This window comes from Stenotrophomonas forensis, assembly GCF_028752115.1.
GTDB lineage: Bacteria > Pseudomonadota > Gammaproteobacteria > Xanthomonadales > Xanthomonadaceae > Stenotrophomonas > Stenotrophomonas forensis.
In genome coordinates this window covers 4,384,031-4,398,701 of sequence record NZ_CP082270.1, presented here as the reverse complement: position 1 = coordinate 4,398,701, position 14,671 = coordinate 4,384,031, and the positions used below count along the sequence as shown (strand labels likewise).

9 protein-coding genes are annotated in these 14,671 nt (G+C 67.0%); 5 read left to right on the top strand and 4 right to left on the bottom strand.

Annotated features, from left to right (window positions below):
• The first annotated feature begins 17 nt into the window (after nucleotides 1-17).
• The 3 genes from K5L94_RS20130 to K5L94_RS20120 all read left to right on the top strand — a co-directional run bounded on the left by K5L94_RS20130 (nucleotide 18) and on the right by K5L94_RS20120 (nucleotide 3,206).
• Nucleotides 18-377, top strand: a complete 360-nt coding sequence (locus tag K5L94_RS20130; protein ID WP_274511240.1) for a hypothetical protein — start codon at nucleotides 18-20, stop codon at nucleotides 375-377.
• Between the two features lie 146 nt (nucleotides 378-523).
• Entirely contained in the window at nucleotides 524-2,254 is a 1,731-nt protein-coding gene (gene aceK / locus K5L94_RS20125) for a bifunctional isocitrate dehydrogenase kinase/phosphatase (protein WP_274511239.1), read from the top strand.
• A gap of 61 nt (nucleotides 2,255-2,315) precedes the next feature.
• Nucleotides 2,316-3,206 (top strand): energy transducer TonB, encoded by an 891-nt coding sequence (locus tag K5L94_RS20120; protein ID WP_053450973.1) that lies wholly within the window; start codon nucleotides 2,316-2,318, stop codon nucleotides 3,204-3,206.
• 34 nt (nucleotides 3,207-3,240) lie between these two features.
• Here the strand turns inward: K5L94_RS20120 and K5L94_RS20115 are convergent, their stop codons facing one another.
• The 3 genes from K5L94_RS20115 to K5L94_RS20105 all read right to left on the bottom strand — a co-directional run bounded on the left by K5L94_RS20115 (nucleotide 3,241) and on the right by K5L94_RS20105 (nucleotide 9,001).
• Nucleotides 3,241-4,815 carry a sensor domain-containing diguanylate cyclase gene (locus tag K5L94_RS20115; RefSeq protein WP_008265935.1) on the bottom strand — a complete coding sequence of 525 codons (1,575 nt, stop codon included), beginning with the start codon at nucleotides 4,813-4,815 and terminating at the stop codon, nucleotides 3,241-3,243.
• A gap of 114 nt (nucleotides 4,816-4,929) precedes the next feature.
• Complete coding sequence (locus K5L94_RS20110; RefSeq protein WP_274511238.1) at nucleotides 4,930-5,946, bottom strand: cupin-like domain-containing protein; 1,017 nt, start codon at nucleotides 5,944-5,946, stop codon at nucleotides 4,930-4,932.
• A gap of 64 nt (nucleotides 5,947-6,010) precedes the next feature.
• Entirely contained in the window at nucleotides 6,011-9,001 is a 2,991-nt protein-coding gene (locus tag K5L94_RS20105) for a TonB-dependent receptor (protein ID WP_164086862.1), read from the bottom strand.
• A gap of 488 nt (nucleotides 9,002-9,489) precedes the next feature.
• Here K5L94_RS20105 and K5L94_RS20100 point away from each other — a divergent pair, with 488 nt between their 5' ends.
• Nucleotides 9,490-10,686, top strand: a complete 1,197-nt coding sequence (locus K5L94_RS20100) for a sugar MFS transporter (protein ID WP_274512644.1) — start codon at nucleotides 9,490-9,492, stop codon at nucleotides 10,684-10,686.
• A 17-nt stretch (nucleotides 10,687-10,703) separates the two neighbouring features.
• Here the strand turns inward: K5L94_RS20100 and K5L94_RS20095 are convergent, their stop codons facing one another.
• Nucleotides 10,704-11,711 carry a LacI family DNA-binding transcriptional regulator gene (locus K5L94_RS20095; RefSeq protein ID WP_274511237.1) on the bottom strand — a complete coding sequence of 336 codons (1,008 nt, stop codon included), beginning with the start codon at nucleotides 11,709-11,711 and terminating at the stop codon, nucleotides 10,704-10,706.
• Between the two features lie 341 nt (nucleotides 11,712-12,052).
• On the opposite strand from K5L94_RS20095, the gene K5L94_RS20090 reads away from it, so the two are divergent.
• Complete coding sequence (locus K5L94_RS20090) at nucleotides 12,053-14,584, top strand: glycoside hydrolase family 3 protein (RefSeq protein ID WP_274511236.1); 2,532 nt, start codon at nucleotides 12,053-12,055, stop codon at nucleotides 14,582-14,584.
• Nucleotides 14,585-14,671: the final 87 nt, after the last annotated feature.

The following is a 14,671-nucleotide window of genomic DNA, read 5'->3' as shown; positions in this document are numbered from 1 at the left end:
TGACAAGGGGATACGACGTGGCTGGATTGACTGAATCGTTGAACGCACTGATGGGCATCGATGGCGCACAGGCGGTGGCGCTGGTCGATTATGAAAGCGGCATGCTGCTGGGCGAAGCCGGTGCCGGCATGGACATGGAAGTGGCCGCGGCCGGCAACACCGAAGTGATCCGCGCCAAGATGAAGACTGCCGCGTCGCTGAACCTCAACGACACCATCGAGGACATCCTGATCTCGCTGGGCAAGGCGTACCACATCATGCGTCCGGTGGCGAAGAAGAAGGGGCTGTTCTTCTACATCGTGCTGGACCGCACCAAGTCCAACCTGGCACTGGCGCGGCGCAAGGTGCAGGACGTGGAGACCGAACTGGCAATCTGAGCCGGTAGTGCCGGCCGCTGGCCGGCATCTGCATGGATCCACCGGACGTCCAGGGGCTGCCGGCCAGCGGCCGGCACTACCTGCGCGCTCGACGGCGCCACACACGCCAGCGTATGGTGAAGCCGGTCCTCTCCGGTGAGCCCTGCATGTCCGAGCCTGACATCGCCGCCGAGCTGGCGTCGCGCATTGCGGGCGCCATCCGTGATGGTTTCGAGCAGTATCACGCCCGCTTCGCGGCGATCACCGCGCGTGCGCGGCAGCGCTTCGAGCAGCGCGACTGGGCCGGCGCCCGCCAGGATGCCGTCGAGCGCATCGCCCTGTACGACCTGTGCATCGCCGAGCAGATGGATGCCCTGCGCCGCCTCGCCGGTGAGGCGATCGGCGCGCGCGCGCTGTGGCTGCAGGTGCACGCGCGCTACAGCGCCCTGCTGCAGGGGCTGATCGATGCCGAGCTGTACAAGACCTTCTACAACACCTTGTCGCGGCGCCTGTTCGCTACCCGTGGCGTGGACCCGGCGCTGGAGTTCATCGCCTTCGACGTTGAACCTTCCGATGCCATCACCCATCCGGTCGCACGGCATACCTACGCGGTCTCGCCCACGCGGCCGGTGGAGGCGCTGCAGCGGGTGCTGGCCGACTACCGCTTCGACATTCCCTATGCCCACCAGTTGCGCTGCGCGGCGGCGATCGCAGTGCGCCTGCAGGACGATCTGGCCCATTGGGGTGACACGCCGGTACGCAGCATCGAGCTGCTCGACACCGTGTTCTATCGCGAGCGCCGCGCCTATCTGGTCGGCCGCGTGTTCGGCGAGCATCGCTTCTCGCCGTGCGTGATCGCCCTGGTCAACGATGAGCGCGGGCTGCGCGCCGATGCCGTGCTGACCCGGCGCCGCGATGTCGCCCACCTGTTCGGCGTGTCGCGCAGCTACTTCCAGGCCGACCTTGCCACGGTGGGGGATGCGGTGGTGTTCCTGCGCAGCCTGCTGCCGGGCAAGCCGATCGACGAGATCTACACCGTGCTGGGCCGCGCCAAGCAGGGCAAGACCGAGCGCTACCGCACCTTCTTCCGCCACTTCAACGAGCATCCGCAGGAGCGGCTGGTGCCTGCCGAAGGCACGCCGGGCATGGTCATGGCGGTGTTCACCCTGCCCAGCTATCCGCTGGTGTTCAAGCTGATCCGCGACCGCTTTGCCTGGCCCAAGGCAATGTCGCGGCAGCAGGTGGAAGAGAAGTACGCGCTGGTGTTCAACCTCGACCGTGTCGGCCGCCTGCTCGACGCACAGCCGTATCGCCATCTGCGCTTCCCGCGTGACCGCTTCGCGCCGGCGCTGCTGGACGAGCTGCTGCAGCAGTGCGCGCAGAGCGTTCGCGTCGATGGCGACCAGGTGGAAGTCGCGCTGTGCTATGTGCAGCGTCGCTTCCGTCCGTTGAATCTGTACCTGCGCGAGCAGGGTGGGGAGGCGGTGCGGGCGGCGGTGCTCGACTATGCGCAGGCCATCACCGACATGGCGCGCAACAACATTTTTCCCGGTGACATGCTGCCGAAGAATTTCGGTGTGTCGCGGCATGGGCGTGCCGTGTTCTACGACTATGACGAGCTGTGCCTGGTCAGCGACTGCGTGTTCCGCGCCTGGCCGCAACCGCGCAGCCCGGAAGAGGCAATGGCCGATGAGCCGTGGTTCCATGTAGGCCCGCGCGATGTCTTCCCTGAGCGCTTCGGCCCGTTCATGGGCCTGCCAGCCGCTGAACTGGCCGCGGTGCGCGAGCATTTCCGGCACTTGTTCGATCCGCAGTGGTGGCAGCAGCTGCAGGAGCGGTTCGCGCGTGGTGACTACCCCGACACCCCGCCGTACGCGGGCGCCCACCGGCTGGCGTGAACGGGCTGCCGTGGCGGCGCCGACTGGGGTACGCTCGGTATTCATCACCAAGGACCAGGCAATGATGCGTTCCCCCCTGTTTCTCGCCCTCGCGCTGGCCGTAGGCTGCGGCGCCCCCTTGCTGGCCGGCGATGCCAGTGCACAGACCGCACGCGCCGTGCGCGCCACGGCGGAAATGAGCATGGTGCTTTCCGGCCATATCGAGATCACTGCCGATGGTTCGGTCAGCACGCTGGTACTGGACCAGAAGTCGATGCTGTCTCCGAGCATCGCATCCTTCGTCGAGGGCACCATTGCAGGTTGGCGCTTCGAGCCGACGCTGCGTGATGGCAAGGCGGTGGCGACGCGTGCTCCGCTGCACGTGCGCCTGCGCGGCAAGTCGATGGCAGATGGCGGTTACGAAGTCAGCATGACCAGCGTCAACTTCAGCGAATACGATCCGAAGGCGACCGACTCGGTGACTGACCGGCGCATGACGCCGCCGCGTTACCCGGAAGAGGTCTATCGGAACGGTGGCCAGGGCGAGGTGGTGCTGATGGTCAAGGTGGCCCGCGACGGTACGGTGGCCGATGTCGTTGCCGAGCAGGTCAACATGGCCGTGATCGGGCCCGAGCGAACCCTGGCCAAGATGCGCGACAGCCTGGCCAAGGCCAGCGTCAGCAGCGCCCGCAAATGGACCTTCACCCCGCCGACCACTGGCGAGGACAGCACCCGGGACAGCTGGACGGTACGCGTGCCGGTGAACTTCGCCCTGAACAATGATCGCAATGCCGGGCCGGAGCGTCTGGGGCGCTGGCGCGTCTTCATTCCGGGGCCGCGGCAGGCCGTGCCGTGGCGCAGGGCGGACCCGATCGAGCAGGCCGGTAGTGACCTGCTGCAGGAGGGCGGCGTCTACATGGTGGATGGCGCCCGGCGCGGCGTGCGCCTGCTGACCCCGCTGGAACAGGGCTGAGCAGGATGGCGGAGCTGGCCGGGCCGGCTCCGCATCAGTCGGCGTAGGGGTAGACCACGACCCGGTTGCGGCCCTGTTCCTTGGCCATGTACAGCGCCTTGTCGGCCAGCCGCAACGCCTGCTCGGCATCGACATGGAAGCTCGGGAAATGGGCCACGCCCAGTGACACGGTGATGGTGCCCACCGGCTCGAACGGGTGGTCGGCGATATGCTGGCGCAGGCGTTCGCCGGCCTGGCGTGCCGGCTCGGCGTTGATGCCCGGCAACAGCAGCAGGAATTCCTCGCCGCCGGCGCGGCAGAGGATGTCGCTGTCGCGCGAATAGCGGCGCATCTGATCGGCGATATGGACGATGGCGGCGTCGCCGACGTCGTGGCCGTGGGCATCGTTGATCGATTTGAAGCGATCGATGTCCAGCGCCAGGATCGCGAACGGGATGCCCTGCACCTGCAGCGCATCCAGGGCCTGCTGCAGGCCACGACGATTGAGCAGGCCGGTCAGCGGGTCGGTGCGGCTGGCCCGGTTGAGCGTGCCGATCCGGTCCTGCAGTGCGTTGAAGCTGTGTAGCACCGCGTGTTTCAGCTGCGCGACCTCGAAGTACCACGCACGGATGCCGCTGACATGGTTGATCGCATTGCCGGTATCTTCGCCGCCCTGCACGTTGCGCGCCAGCTGCCACAGCGGCATCGAAATGCGGCGGGCGAACCACCAGGTGACCAGCAGCGACAGCAGGCCGAGCGGAATCGCGTTCCAGATCACTGCGGTCATCAACCGCGACAGCGGTTGCAGGGTGGCCTCGGTCGGACGCTGGGCGATGATGCCCCAGCCGGTCGCCGGTACCGGTGCATACCCGGCCAGCATCGACACGCCCAGGTTGTTGCGCACCTGCTGGGCGCCGCGCTCGCCACGCACCACCGCCTTCACCGCCGGATTGCCGACCACGTAGTCACCGACCCGCTTGCCATCGGCGTGATAGAGCAGGCGACCATGACGGTCGACCACGTACAGGTAGGAACCGTCGCGGTAGTAGTGCTTGCCCAGCAGCGTATGCAGTGCGCTGCGCTGGCGCAGGTACAGGGTCCCGCTGACGTAGCCGCGGTAGTGGCCCTGGCGGTTGAAGATCGGGTGCGACAGCGATACCAGCAGCTTGCCGGTGGCCGATTGGTACGGATCGCTGATCATCGGCTGGCGTGCCGCCAGTGCCGCGTTGTTGCCGACGCTGTGCAGCACCTCACCCTGCAGTTGCAGGGTCTGCGGCGAAGTGGCGATCACCAGGCCATCGGCATCCACCACCAGCGAGGAGTTGAAGCTGTTGGTCTGCAGCTGCAGGCGGCTGGCCTCATCCTGCGCCCGCTGCGGATCCAGATCGTCCTGGCCGAGCCGGGTGGCCGCATAGGCAAGCTCCTGCTGTGCGGCCAGCAGGAAGTTCTGGGTGGTCTCGGCCAGCTTGGTGGCATAGACGCGGTTGGCTTCCAGGGTATTGCCGACCAGCTGGTCGCGCTGCACCCGGTAGCTGGCCAGCAGGGTATTGGCCAGCGCGATGATGGCGCTGAGCAGGGCCAGGGCGAGGATCAGCTTGCCCAGGTTGAGGCGGGGCGAAATCAGGCGCATGCGGGGCAAACGAGGGCAGAGGGCGCTCGGCGCGGTCAGGTACCGGCGGAGGCGGGGCTGCATTATCGCCACAAAAGGGCCGGGCGCGGGTGAAGCACGCGCCCGCCACGGGATTCACCGTTGCAGTCGCTGGCGCAGGATCTGCCGTATCTGCGCGGCGCCGTCGGCGTGCAGCGGGGCCAGCACGCCACGCGCATGCGCAGGAATTTGTGCGCTGGTCGCCGTATCGGCGTCGAACACGTAGTGATCGAACATCGCGCGCCAGTGCGCGCGCTGGGGTTCGGGAAGGTCGCGCACCGCCAGGATCGCCAGCATCAGTGCGTTCATCGGCGAATCCATCCAGGCCGGCACCGGGCGCCACCAGCTGTTGATCAGCACGTTGAACGCGTCCAGTCCTTCCATGTGGTGCCACCAGAGCGAAGGAATGAAGACGGCATCGCCCGGCGCCAGTTCTGCCACCTGCGCCTGCGCCAGCGCCTCGCGGAAGCGTGGGAAGCGCTCGAAATCCGGTGCGTGGAAGTCAACCAGGCTGATCGCCTGGCCGGCCGGGGTCAGATCCAGCGGGCCGACATAAAGATTGCGCACCTGGTCGGGGGCGAACAGGGTGACCCGGCGACGCCCCGCAGCCACGCAGGCAAGGTTGTCCGGTACATCCTGGTGGGCGGCGATGCGCGAGCGATTGCCGATCCAGATGCTGGTCAGCGGGTCGGCCACGCCCAGCTGCAGCGGATTCGCTTCGGCCAGGCCGGGCAGGAAGCTGTCCAGCGTGGTCGAGGCGACGTAGATCGACGGCGGCGACGGGTCGCGTGCGTACTTCAGCAGCGTGGCCAGCACGACCTTCAGCGGCACCTGTTCGCGGCGGAAGTTGAAGCCGCTCATGTCCTCGTTGTAGAACAACCGCCCCTGTGCTTCGGGCGCTGCGGTGGTGGCGGTCACCGGCATCCGGCCGGGATCGAAGCTGGCCAGATGAGCGACTGCAGCGGCATCGGAGGTGCGTGCGGCGGCCACCAGCGGCCAATGCGAGACCAGCCCGCGGATCACCTTCGGCGTGGTCCATCCCGGCAGCTGCTGGTGCAGCTGTGCCGGGTCCAGGCCATGTATTTCATCGATGGGGCGGAGAGGCGGCAGCATGCGCGGATATCCGGTGGGGTGTGTGGAGCCGGGCCTGCGCCCGGCTCCACGATACCGTGGCCGGTCAGAACTTGTAGCGCACGCCGAACATGTAGCGTGGGCCGGTCTGGGTCGCGTAGCGCAGCATGTTGGTATGGCGCGAGTACGTGCGCATGGTCTCGTCGGTGAGGTTGATCGCTTCCAGGCTCAGGGTCAGCTGTTCGCTCACCGCGTAGCTGATGTTCAGATCGAGCTGGCCGTAGGCGGCGGTGTAGTTCGGATTGGGACCCTGGCCGCCGATGCCGTTGAGGAACTTGTCGCGCCAGTTGTAGGCCGCACGGATCTGCCAGGCGTGCTTGTCATAGAAGGCGACAACGTTGGCCGAGTCGCTCAGGCCGATCATCGGGTACTGGTCACCCAGGCTCAGGTTGTTGAAGGTCAGCCCCGACTTCACCTTGGTGTAGTTGGCCGCGACGCCGAAGCCGGACTGGCCGAACAGGTGCTGTACCGCCACTTCCCAGCCATCGAGGTGGTCCGAGTGCTGGTTGGCGGGCACGGTGACGTCGAAGCCGGCGATCGGATCACCCGGCAGGCCGGTGATGGTGCCGGTCTTCTGCCCGGCCGAATTGGTGCCGGTGTAGGTCACGCCCGGATCGCCGGCATGGTTGGTGAAGATGTAGTCGCGGATGCAGGGCATGTCGGTGGTGCCGCAGCCGGAGGCCAGTGCCTCGTTCCAGTACGCACCTCCCACCGGGGTGTGCAGCGTGCCGGTGTTCTCGCGCACGATGGTGTCGCTGATGAAGTTCTTGATGTTCTTGCGGAAGAAGCCGACCGAGGCATAGCTGGCCTCGCCGTAGTACCACTCCAGCGACAGGTCGAAGTTGTCCGAGATCAGCGGCTCCAGCCCCGGGTTGCCACGACTGGCGGTGCCGCCCTGGGTGCGCACGATGTCGGCCAGCGACTGGCCGCTCTGGATCTGGGTCCAGCTGGGGCGGCCCAGCGTGCGGCTGTAGCTGCCGCGCAGCGCCAGCGATTCGCTCAGGTCCAGCTTCAGGTCGACGTTGGGCAGCATGTAGTCGTACTTGCCACGGCCACCGATGAAACTGCTGTCGGCCGCGTAGACGATGTTCAGCTCGTTGGCCGAGCCCCAGCTGATGCCGGTGGGCACGCGTACCATCGCGTTGGATTCCACTTCGGTGCGCTCGTAGCGCACGCCGGCGGCCACGTGCAGCGGCATCGACCAGTCGAAGCTGGTGCGGTACTGCAGGTAGGCGCTGCGGGTCTTCTCGGTGGTGCGGATGTCCTCTGAATACTGGCTGGGCGCGTAGTAGCAGCTGGGGCAGGCCGGATCGGAGGCGCTGCCGACCTGTGCGGCGCGATCGATCAGGCGGTCGAAGTCGAAGACCAGGAACTGGCCGGTCAGGCGCGGATCACTGTGGCCGGAGAACGCCTTGAAGTACTTGGCCATGTTGTCCGCATACCAGATGTCATCGGCGTAGTCGGACGGTGTTCCCAGGCCACCCCAGGTATTGCGCTGCATGATCGCCGACGCCGAACGATTCTCCACCTGGGCATGGCCGATGCCGAAGTCCAGCGCCGAGTAGTCGGCAAAGCGGAACGTACCGCGACCCTGGTACTGCTGCACTTTCGACTTGTTGTAGCTGTTCTGGAACACCGAACCGGTCACCAGCGCATCGGACGCCTGCACGCCGCCGGGCGGCAGCGCGATGTTGATGATCGGCAGGTCGCCGCTGTAGTCCACCGTGGTCTTGCCACGCACGAAGGCGGCCACGCCCAGCACGCCGGCCGAGCCATACGGACTGTCCGGCTTCGATTCGGCGGTGGAGTTGTGGGCATCGAACGAGAGGTCCAGCGCGTCGTTCACTTCCCAGTCCACGTTGAAGCCCAGCGAGTGCATGCCGGTCTTGGTGGCCAGCTTGGCGCCGCCCATCGACACGTCCGAATTGGTCATGTCCTCGCTGTAGATGATCGGCGCGGCCACCGGCCCGTTGGTCCAGGTGCTGTCGCCGGGTCCGTAGTTGAACCACACGGACAGTTCACTGCGTTGCTGCTGCACCTTGTTCTCGACATAGGTGTAGTCCAGCGTGGTCGTCACGTTGTCGGCCGGCTTCCACTGGAACGTGGCCTGCGCATTGGTGCGCTGGCGCTGCACGCCGTTGACGTTGTACGCGGTGTTCTGCGGGCGTGCGTACACATCGTTGGGCCCGGGCCGGTTGGTGATGCGGTCGGCATAGCCCTGGCCCGGCTGCGGCAGCGCGCGCCAGTCGGTGGTGTTGTTGCCGTACAGCGTCGCCCAGCCTTCGGCCACCGTGGCCTGGTTGAAGCCCGAATCGCGTTCCTGATGGCTGGCACTGAGGGTCACGCCGAAGCGGTCATCGGCGTAGCGCTGGCTGAAGATGCCCGACAGCTCGCCGGTGATGTTCGAGCCCTGCAGCGTGCGCGGCAGGTTGTCGTTGGACGAATCATTGACCGCCTTCAGGCCCAGGCTGATCACCGGCTCCGACTCCAGCGGGCGCATCGTCCTGATGTTGATGGTGGCGCCGATACCGCCAGCCGGGTTGTCGGCACGGCTGGTCTTGTACACCTCCACCGCCGAAACCGATTCGGAGGCAAGGTTGGCGAAATCGAACGAGCGCGAGCCATTCAGGCCGCCACCACCGTTGCCAAGGTTGGAGGCGGGCATCTGGCGACCGTTCAACAACACCAGGTTGTAGTCCGGGCCGATGCCGCGCACGGTCACCTTGGAGCCTTCGCCGCTGGAGGTACGGTCGATCGACACGCCGCTGATGCGCTGCAGCGATTCGGCCAGGTTGGTATCCGGGAATTTGCCGATGTCCTCGGCGACGATGCCATCGACCACGCCCTGGCTGTCGCGCTTGAGGTTCATTGAAGACTGCAGGCTGCCCCGGATACCGGTGACCTGCACGGTATCCAGCGTGGCCGGATCGGCCGGGCCGGCGGCGGGTGCGTCCTGTGCCCAGGCCGGTGCAGCCAGCGCTGCCAGCAGCGCGGAAGTGAGCATCGTCTTGCGAGGTACTGCCCTGTACGTCTTCATGCAAGCTCCCTCCCCAGGGAATCCGGTTGTGTTGTTGCGTTGTTCTGATCGCGGTTACTGCACGTGGCCGGATTGGAGCGACGGTTGACAGCGTTGTCAACAAACTGCCATCAAGTGCGCCTGACCAGCGACCGTGCAGGTCGGGATGTAACCGTTGCCAGGAAGCCGCTCGCATCTGCGAATTGCCTTTATTGAAGGCGTTTGCAGCGGTTTTTCAGGTATGACAGCGCTGCCAATCCGGATGCGGAAAAGCGTTGTGCGGTGCAGAACGAAACTGCGCGGATGACGGTGCGGGGGCGTGCCGGGGAGGCTGTGCAGCGTGTTGACAGCGCTGGACAATCCAGTTGGCCTTCGCGTGCCGCGCATGACCGATGGATGGCTTGAAACACTGACCGGGAGGACAGGCTTTGGACACAGCAACGACCGTCAGCGGACAACACGTGCAGGGCAATACCCGCGCGTTGGCCGTGGTGACCGCGATCTTCTTCATGTGGGGCTTTCTCACCTGCCTCAACGACATCCTCATTCCCCACCTGAAGGCCGCCTTCGCGCTCAGCTGGGTGCAGGCGATGCTGATCCAGTTCACCTTCTTCGGCGCCTACTTCCTGATGTCACTGCCGGCCGGACGGCTGGTCGCGGCGCTCGGCTACAAGCGCGGCATCGTCGCCGGCCTGGCCATCGCCTGCGTGGGCGCGCTGATGTTCTGGCCGGCCGCTGCCGCGCATGTGTACGGCCTGTTCCTGGCGGCGCTGTTCGTGCTGGCCACCGGCATCACCGTGCTGCAGGTGGCGGCCAATCCCTATGTCGCGCTGCTCGGTGACGAGCGCACCAGCTCCAGCCGGCTGACCCTGGCGCAGGCGATGAACTCGCTGGGCACCACGCTGGCGCCGCTGTTCGGCGGCCTGCTGATCCTCTCGGCGAAGCCACGCAGCGAGGATGAGCTGGACCTGCTGCCGCAGGCCGAAGCACTGGCCTATCGCGCGGCCGAAGCGCAGTCGGTGCAGCTGCCGTACTTCGGCCTGGCAGTGGCGCTGTTGCTGCTGGCCGTCGCGATCTGGATGTTCCGCCTGCCCACCATTCCTGGCGTGGAGGGGCGCGCCAGCAGCGAAGGCCGCGTATGGGACGTGCTGCGCCATCGCCACGTGCGCCTGGGCGTGCTGGCCATCTTCTGCTACGTCGGGGCCGAGGTGTCCATCGGCAGCGTGCTGGTCAATTTCCTGTCCTCGCCGGGCATCGGCCAGGGCCTGACCGAGCAGGAGGCCACCGGCTATGTTTCGCTGTACTGGGGCGGCGCGTTGGCCGGCCGCCTGGTGGGGGCGGCGCTGCTGGCACGGCTGGACGCACGCCATCTGCTGGGCCTGTTCGCGGTAGCGGTGATGATCCTGCTGGGCATCACGGTCACCGCCAGCGGCGGCCTGGCCAAGTGGGCCGTGGTCAGCATCGGCCTGTTCAACTCCATCATGTTCCCGACCATCTTCGCCCTGGCCATCGCCCGCCTTGGTGCACTCACCGGAAAGGCGTCCAGCCTGCTGGTGATGGCCATCGTTGGTGGCGCGGTGATTCCGCTGGCGATGGGCTGGCTGGCCGACCGCCATGGCCTGCAGCTGTCCTTCCTGCTGCCGGTGCTGTGCTACGTCTACATTGCCTTCTATGCGTGGAAGGGCTCACGGCTGCCGGCGTCATGAGCCCGTTTCCGCCGCCGTCAGCGCCGCCGGGGCGCGGTGGTCGACTCGCGATCCAGCACCGCATGCTCGACCGTGATCATGCGTCCTGCGGTCTCGGTGCGGATGTGCTCGATCAACTGCTCGGTCGCCAGCCGGCCCATGTGCGCGGTCGGCTGGCGCACCGTGGTCAGCGCCGGATAGATGTGCCCGGCGATAGGGGTATCGTCGAAGCCGCACACCGAAAGATCGCGCGGGACGCGCAGGCCACGTTCGCCGGCCACGCGGTATACCGCCGCGGCCATGTCATCGTTGGCCGCGAAGATTGCCGTTGGCGGATCGTCCAGGTCCAGCAGGATGTTGGCGGCATCCACGCCCGACTCGAACGAGAACTGGCCGTTGACCACCAGCTGCGGGTCGTAGGCGATACCGGCGCCGCGCAGCGCCTGGCGATATCCGGCGTGGCGCCACTGGCAGGCACCGTGTGCGCGGGGCCCCTTGATGTGGCCGATGCGGCGATGGCCCTGCGCGACCAGGTGGCCGATCAGTTCGACCACCGCGGTGGTTTCGTCCATGCGCACGCCGATGCGGCCTTCCGGGTGGCGTGGCGCGATGCAGGCGAAGGGAATGTCCTGCTCTTCCAGGTAGGACAGCACCACCTCATCGTCGGTCAGGGGTGGAATCAGCACGACGCCGTCCGGGCGCGAGTTCTCGAACAGCGCGGCCAGGTCGGGCAGGGTGCGGCGGCCGGTACCGACCGGCCCCAGGATCAGGTTGTAGTGCTGCGCATGGCAGGCTTCCAGCATGCCGCTCTGGATTTCCATCAGGTAGTTGCGCGAAGGATTGTTGTAGACCAGCGCCAGTGCATACGAGCGCTGGCCGGCCAGGCTGCGCGCCGACAGGTTGGGCTTGTAGCCCAGCCGCGCCACTGCCGCCAGCACGCGTTCGCGCGTCTGCTCGCGCACGTTCGGCTCGTGGTTGAGTACGCGGGACACGGTCTTGATCGAAACCGCGGCGACGGCGGCGACATCCTCGATTCGACTGCGCATGGTGCGATGGATCCTCCTGGAAGGCGGCGGGCACGCGGCGATGGTAGAGCGTGCTGGCCCGGTCGATGTTGCCGAAGCAGGCGGATGTTGCCACGACAGGAGGTCCGCTGGCACGTCCGGATTCCTTGTCGCGATGCAGCACCCGGGCGTGACCGCGGTGCGCCACGCGCGCGGCGGAGCCCGTCGTTGCGCGGCCACCACCGCATTGCGCACGAACAACGATTGACAGCACGTGAGCGGACTTATATGACAGCGCTGTCAGGAGCGGTGCGCAGGCACCCATGCCGGCGTGCCATCGCCGCCGCGCATGCCAGGAACTTCATCCACGGAGGTAGAGCCCAGTGAATCGCCCCACCCAGACCCTTCTTGCCAGCTGCCTGCTGGCCGCCCTTGCCGCACCGGCCGGTGCCGCGCAGGCCGAGGGCGAACGCCTGCAGGACTGGCCGCGCGTGCACAGTGCGATCGCCACCGACGCCGGCATCGAACGCCGCGTGCAGCAGATCCTTTCGCAGATGACGCTGGCGCAGAAGATCGGGCAGATGACCCAGGCCGAGATCAAGACGATCACGCCGGAACAGGTACGCCAGTACTACATCGGCTCGGTACTCAACGGCGGCGGCTCCTGGCCGGGCATGGACAAGCACGCCAGCGTGCAGGCCTGGCTGAAGCTGGCCGATGCCTACCACGCGGCGTCGCTGGCAACGGATGCGAAGACGCCGGTGCCGGTGATCTGGGGTACCGATGCCGTGCATGGCCACAACAATGTGCTGGGCGCCACGCTGTTCCCGCACAACATCGGCCTGGGCGCGGCCGGTGATGCCGAACTGATCGAGCGCATCGGCGAGGCGACCGCACGCTCGGTGCGTGCCACCGGCATCGGCTGGGTGTTCGCGCCCACCCTGGCTGTGGCCCACGACCCGCGCTGGGGCCGCACCTACGAAAGCTATTCGTCCGACCCGGCGGTGATCCGCAGCTTCGCCCACGCCTACGTCAAGGGCGCGCAGGGGGCGTTCAAGGATGACGGCAACGTGGTCACCACCGCCAAGCACTACCTGGGCGACGGTGCCACCGACAACGGCCGGGACCAGGGTGAGGCGCTGGTCGACAAGGCCACCATGATCAACGTCCACGCGCAGGGCTATTACGGCGCGCTGGCCGAAGGTGCGCAGACCGTGATGGCCTCGTTCAACAGCTGGAACGACCGCGCGGGTGGTGTCGACTACGGCAAGATGCACGGCAGCAAGGCACTGCTGACCGATGCGCTGAAAGACAGGATGGGCTTTGACGGCTTCGTCGTCTCCGACTGGAACGGCATCGCCCAGGTGCCGGGCTGCCGCAACGACAGCTGCGCGCAGGCCATCAACGCCGGCATCGACATGGTGATGGTGCCTGATGACTGGAAGGCCTTCATCGACAACACCACCGCGCAGGTGCAGAAGGGCGAGATCCCGATGGCGCGCATCGACGATGCGGTGACGCGCATCCTGCGGGTGAAGCTGCGTGCCGGGCTGTTCGAGCACAAGCCGTCCGACAGCCGCTATGCCGGTGATGCCACGGCCGTGCAGCACCGCGATCTGGCGCGCCGCGCGGTGCGCGAATCGCTGGTACTGCTGAAGAATGAAGGCCACGCGCTGCCCTTGCGCCGCGACGCGCGCGTGCTGGTGGTCGGCAAGGGCGCCGACAACATCGGCGACCAGTCCGGCGGCTGGTCGCTGACCTGGCAGGGCACCGAGAACAGCAACGCCGACTTCCCCAACGCCGATTCGGTGCTGGGCGCGCTGCGCGCCGAACTCGGCGCGGACAAGGTCGGCTTCAGCGCAGATGGCCAGGGCATCGACCCGAACACCTTCGACGTGGTGCTGGCGGTGATCGGGGAAACGCCGTATGCGGAAACCAACGGCGACATCCTTGCTTCGGACACGGTCAGCCACAGCCGCGCCTACCCGCAGGACCTGGCCGTGCTGAAGGCCGCCGCAGCGAGCGGCAAGCCGATGGTGACGGTCTACCTGTCCGGTCGGCCGATGTACACCAACGACCTGCTCAACCTGTCCAGTGCGTTCGTTGCGGCCTGGCTGCCGGGCACCGAAGGCAAGGGTGTCACCGATGTGCTGGTGGCCGGCAAGGGTGGCAAGCCCGCGCACGACTTCCGCGGCCGCCTCAGCTTCCCGTGGCCGGGCGTGCCATGCCCGGCGCCGATCGACCAGCCCGATGCGAAGAAGCCGGCCCTGTTCGCGCGGGGTTATGGCCTGAGCTACGCCAAGGGCGGCAAGGTCGCGCGTCTGGACGAAGCCAGTCCGGACAGCTGCGGCGAAGTGACGGTGCTGCCGATCTTCAACCGCGCCGACACGCCGCCGTTCGCCCTGCACGTGGCCGCCGCTGGCGCAACGCAGCCGCTGGGCAATGATCTGAACGCCACGCTGCGCTGGCCGGCTGCCAAGCCGGTGGTGCAGGTGCGCACCGTGCAGGTGAACACCCAGCAGGACGCCAAGGAGGTGACCTGGCTGGCCCCCGCGCAGCTGATCGCGCGCAGCACCTCGCGCCGCAACCTGGGCGCACTGGCGCGCAGCAACGGCGCGCTGCAGTTCGATGTGCAGCTGGTGAAGCGCCCTGTCTCGCCGGTGAAGGTGACGATGCAGTGCGGCAGTGGCTGCGAGGGCGGGGTGGATATCGCCCCGTTGCTGGGCAAGCTCTCGCCCGGCCAGAAGCAGACGGTGACCGTGCCGCTGGCGTGCTTTGCCAAGCAAGGCGTGGCCCTGGGTGCGGTGGAAGCTCCGTTCGTGGTGACTGCCGACACGCCGTTCGCCGCGGCCTTCACCCAGGTCAAGCTGACCGCCAACACGGCCAATGCCGAGGGTGCGGTGGCCTGCCCGTAAGCCGCGCGGCCGCGCCGGGTGATGCCCGGTGCGGCCGGTAGATCCACGCCATGCGTGGATGCCGCCTATCCCGACGGCAAAAAAAAG

Bases quoted from the DNA above. Each gene is read 5' to 3' on its own strand.
- aceK (WP_274511239.1), top strand. From the start codon at position 524: ATGTCCGAGCCTGACATCGCCGCCGAGCTGGCGTCGCGCATTGCGGGC.
- K5L94_RS20120 (WP_053450973.1), top strand. From the start codon at position 2,316: ATGATGCGTTCCCCCCTGTTTCTCGCCCTCGCGCTGGCCGTAGGCTGC.
- K5L94_RS20115 (WP_008265935.1), bottom strand. From the start codon at position 4,815: ATGCGCCTGATTTCGCCCCGCCTCAACCTGGGCAAGCTGATCCTCGCC.
- K5L94_RS20110 (WP_274511238.1), bottom strand. From the start codon at position 5,946: ATGCTGCCGCCTCTCCGCCCCATCGATGAAATACATGGCCTGGACCCG.
- K5L94_RS20105 (WP_164086862.1), bottom strand. From the start codon at position 9,001: ATGAAGACGTACAGGGCAGTACCTCGCAAGACGATGCTCACTTCCGCG.
- K5L94_RS20100 (WP_274512644.1), top strand. From the start codon at position 9,490: ATGTGGGGCTTTCTCACCTGCCTCAACGACATCCTCATTCCCCACCTG.
- K5L94_RS20095 (WP_274511237.1), bottom strand. From the start codon at position 11,711: ATGCGCAGTCGAATCGAGGATGTCGCCGCCGTCGCCGCGGTTTCGATC.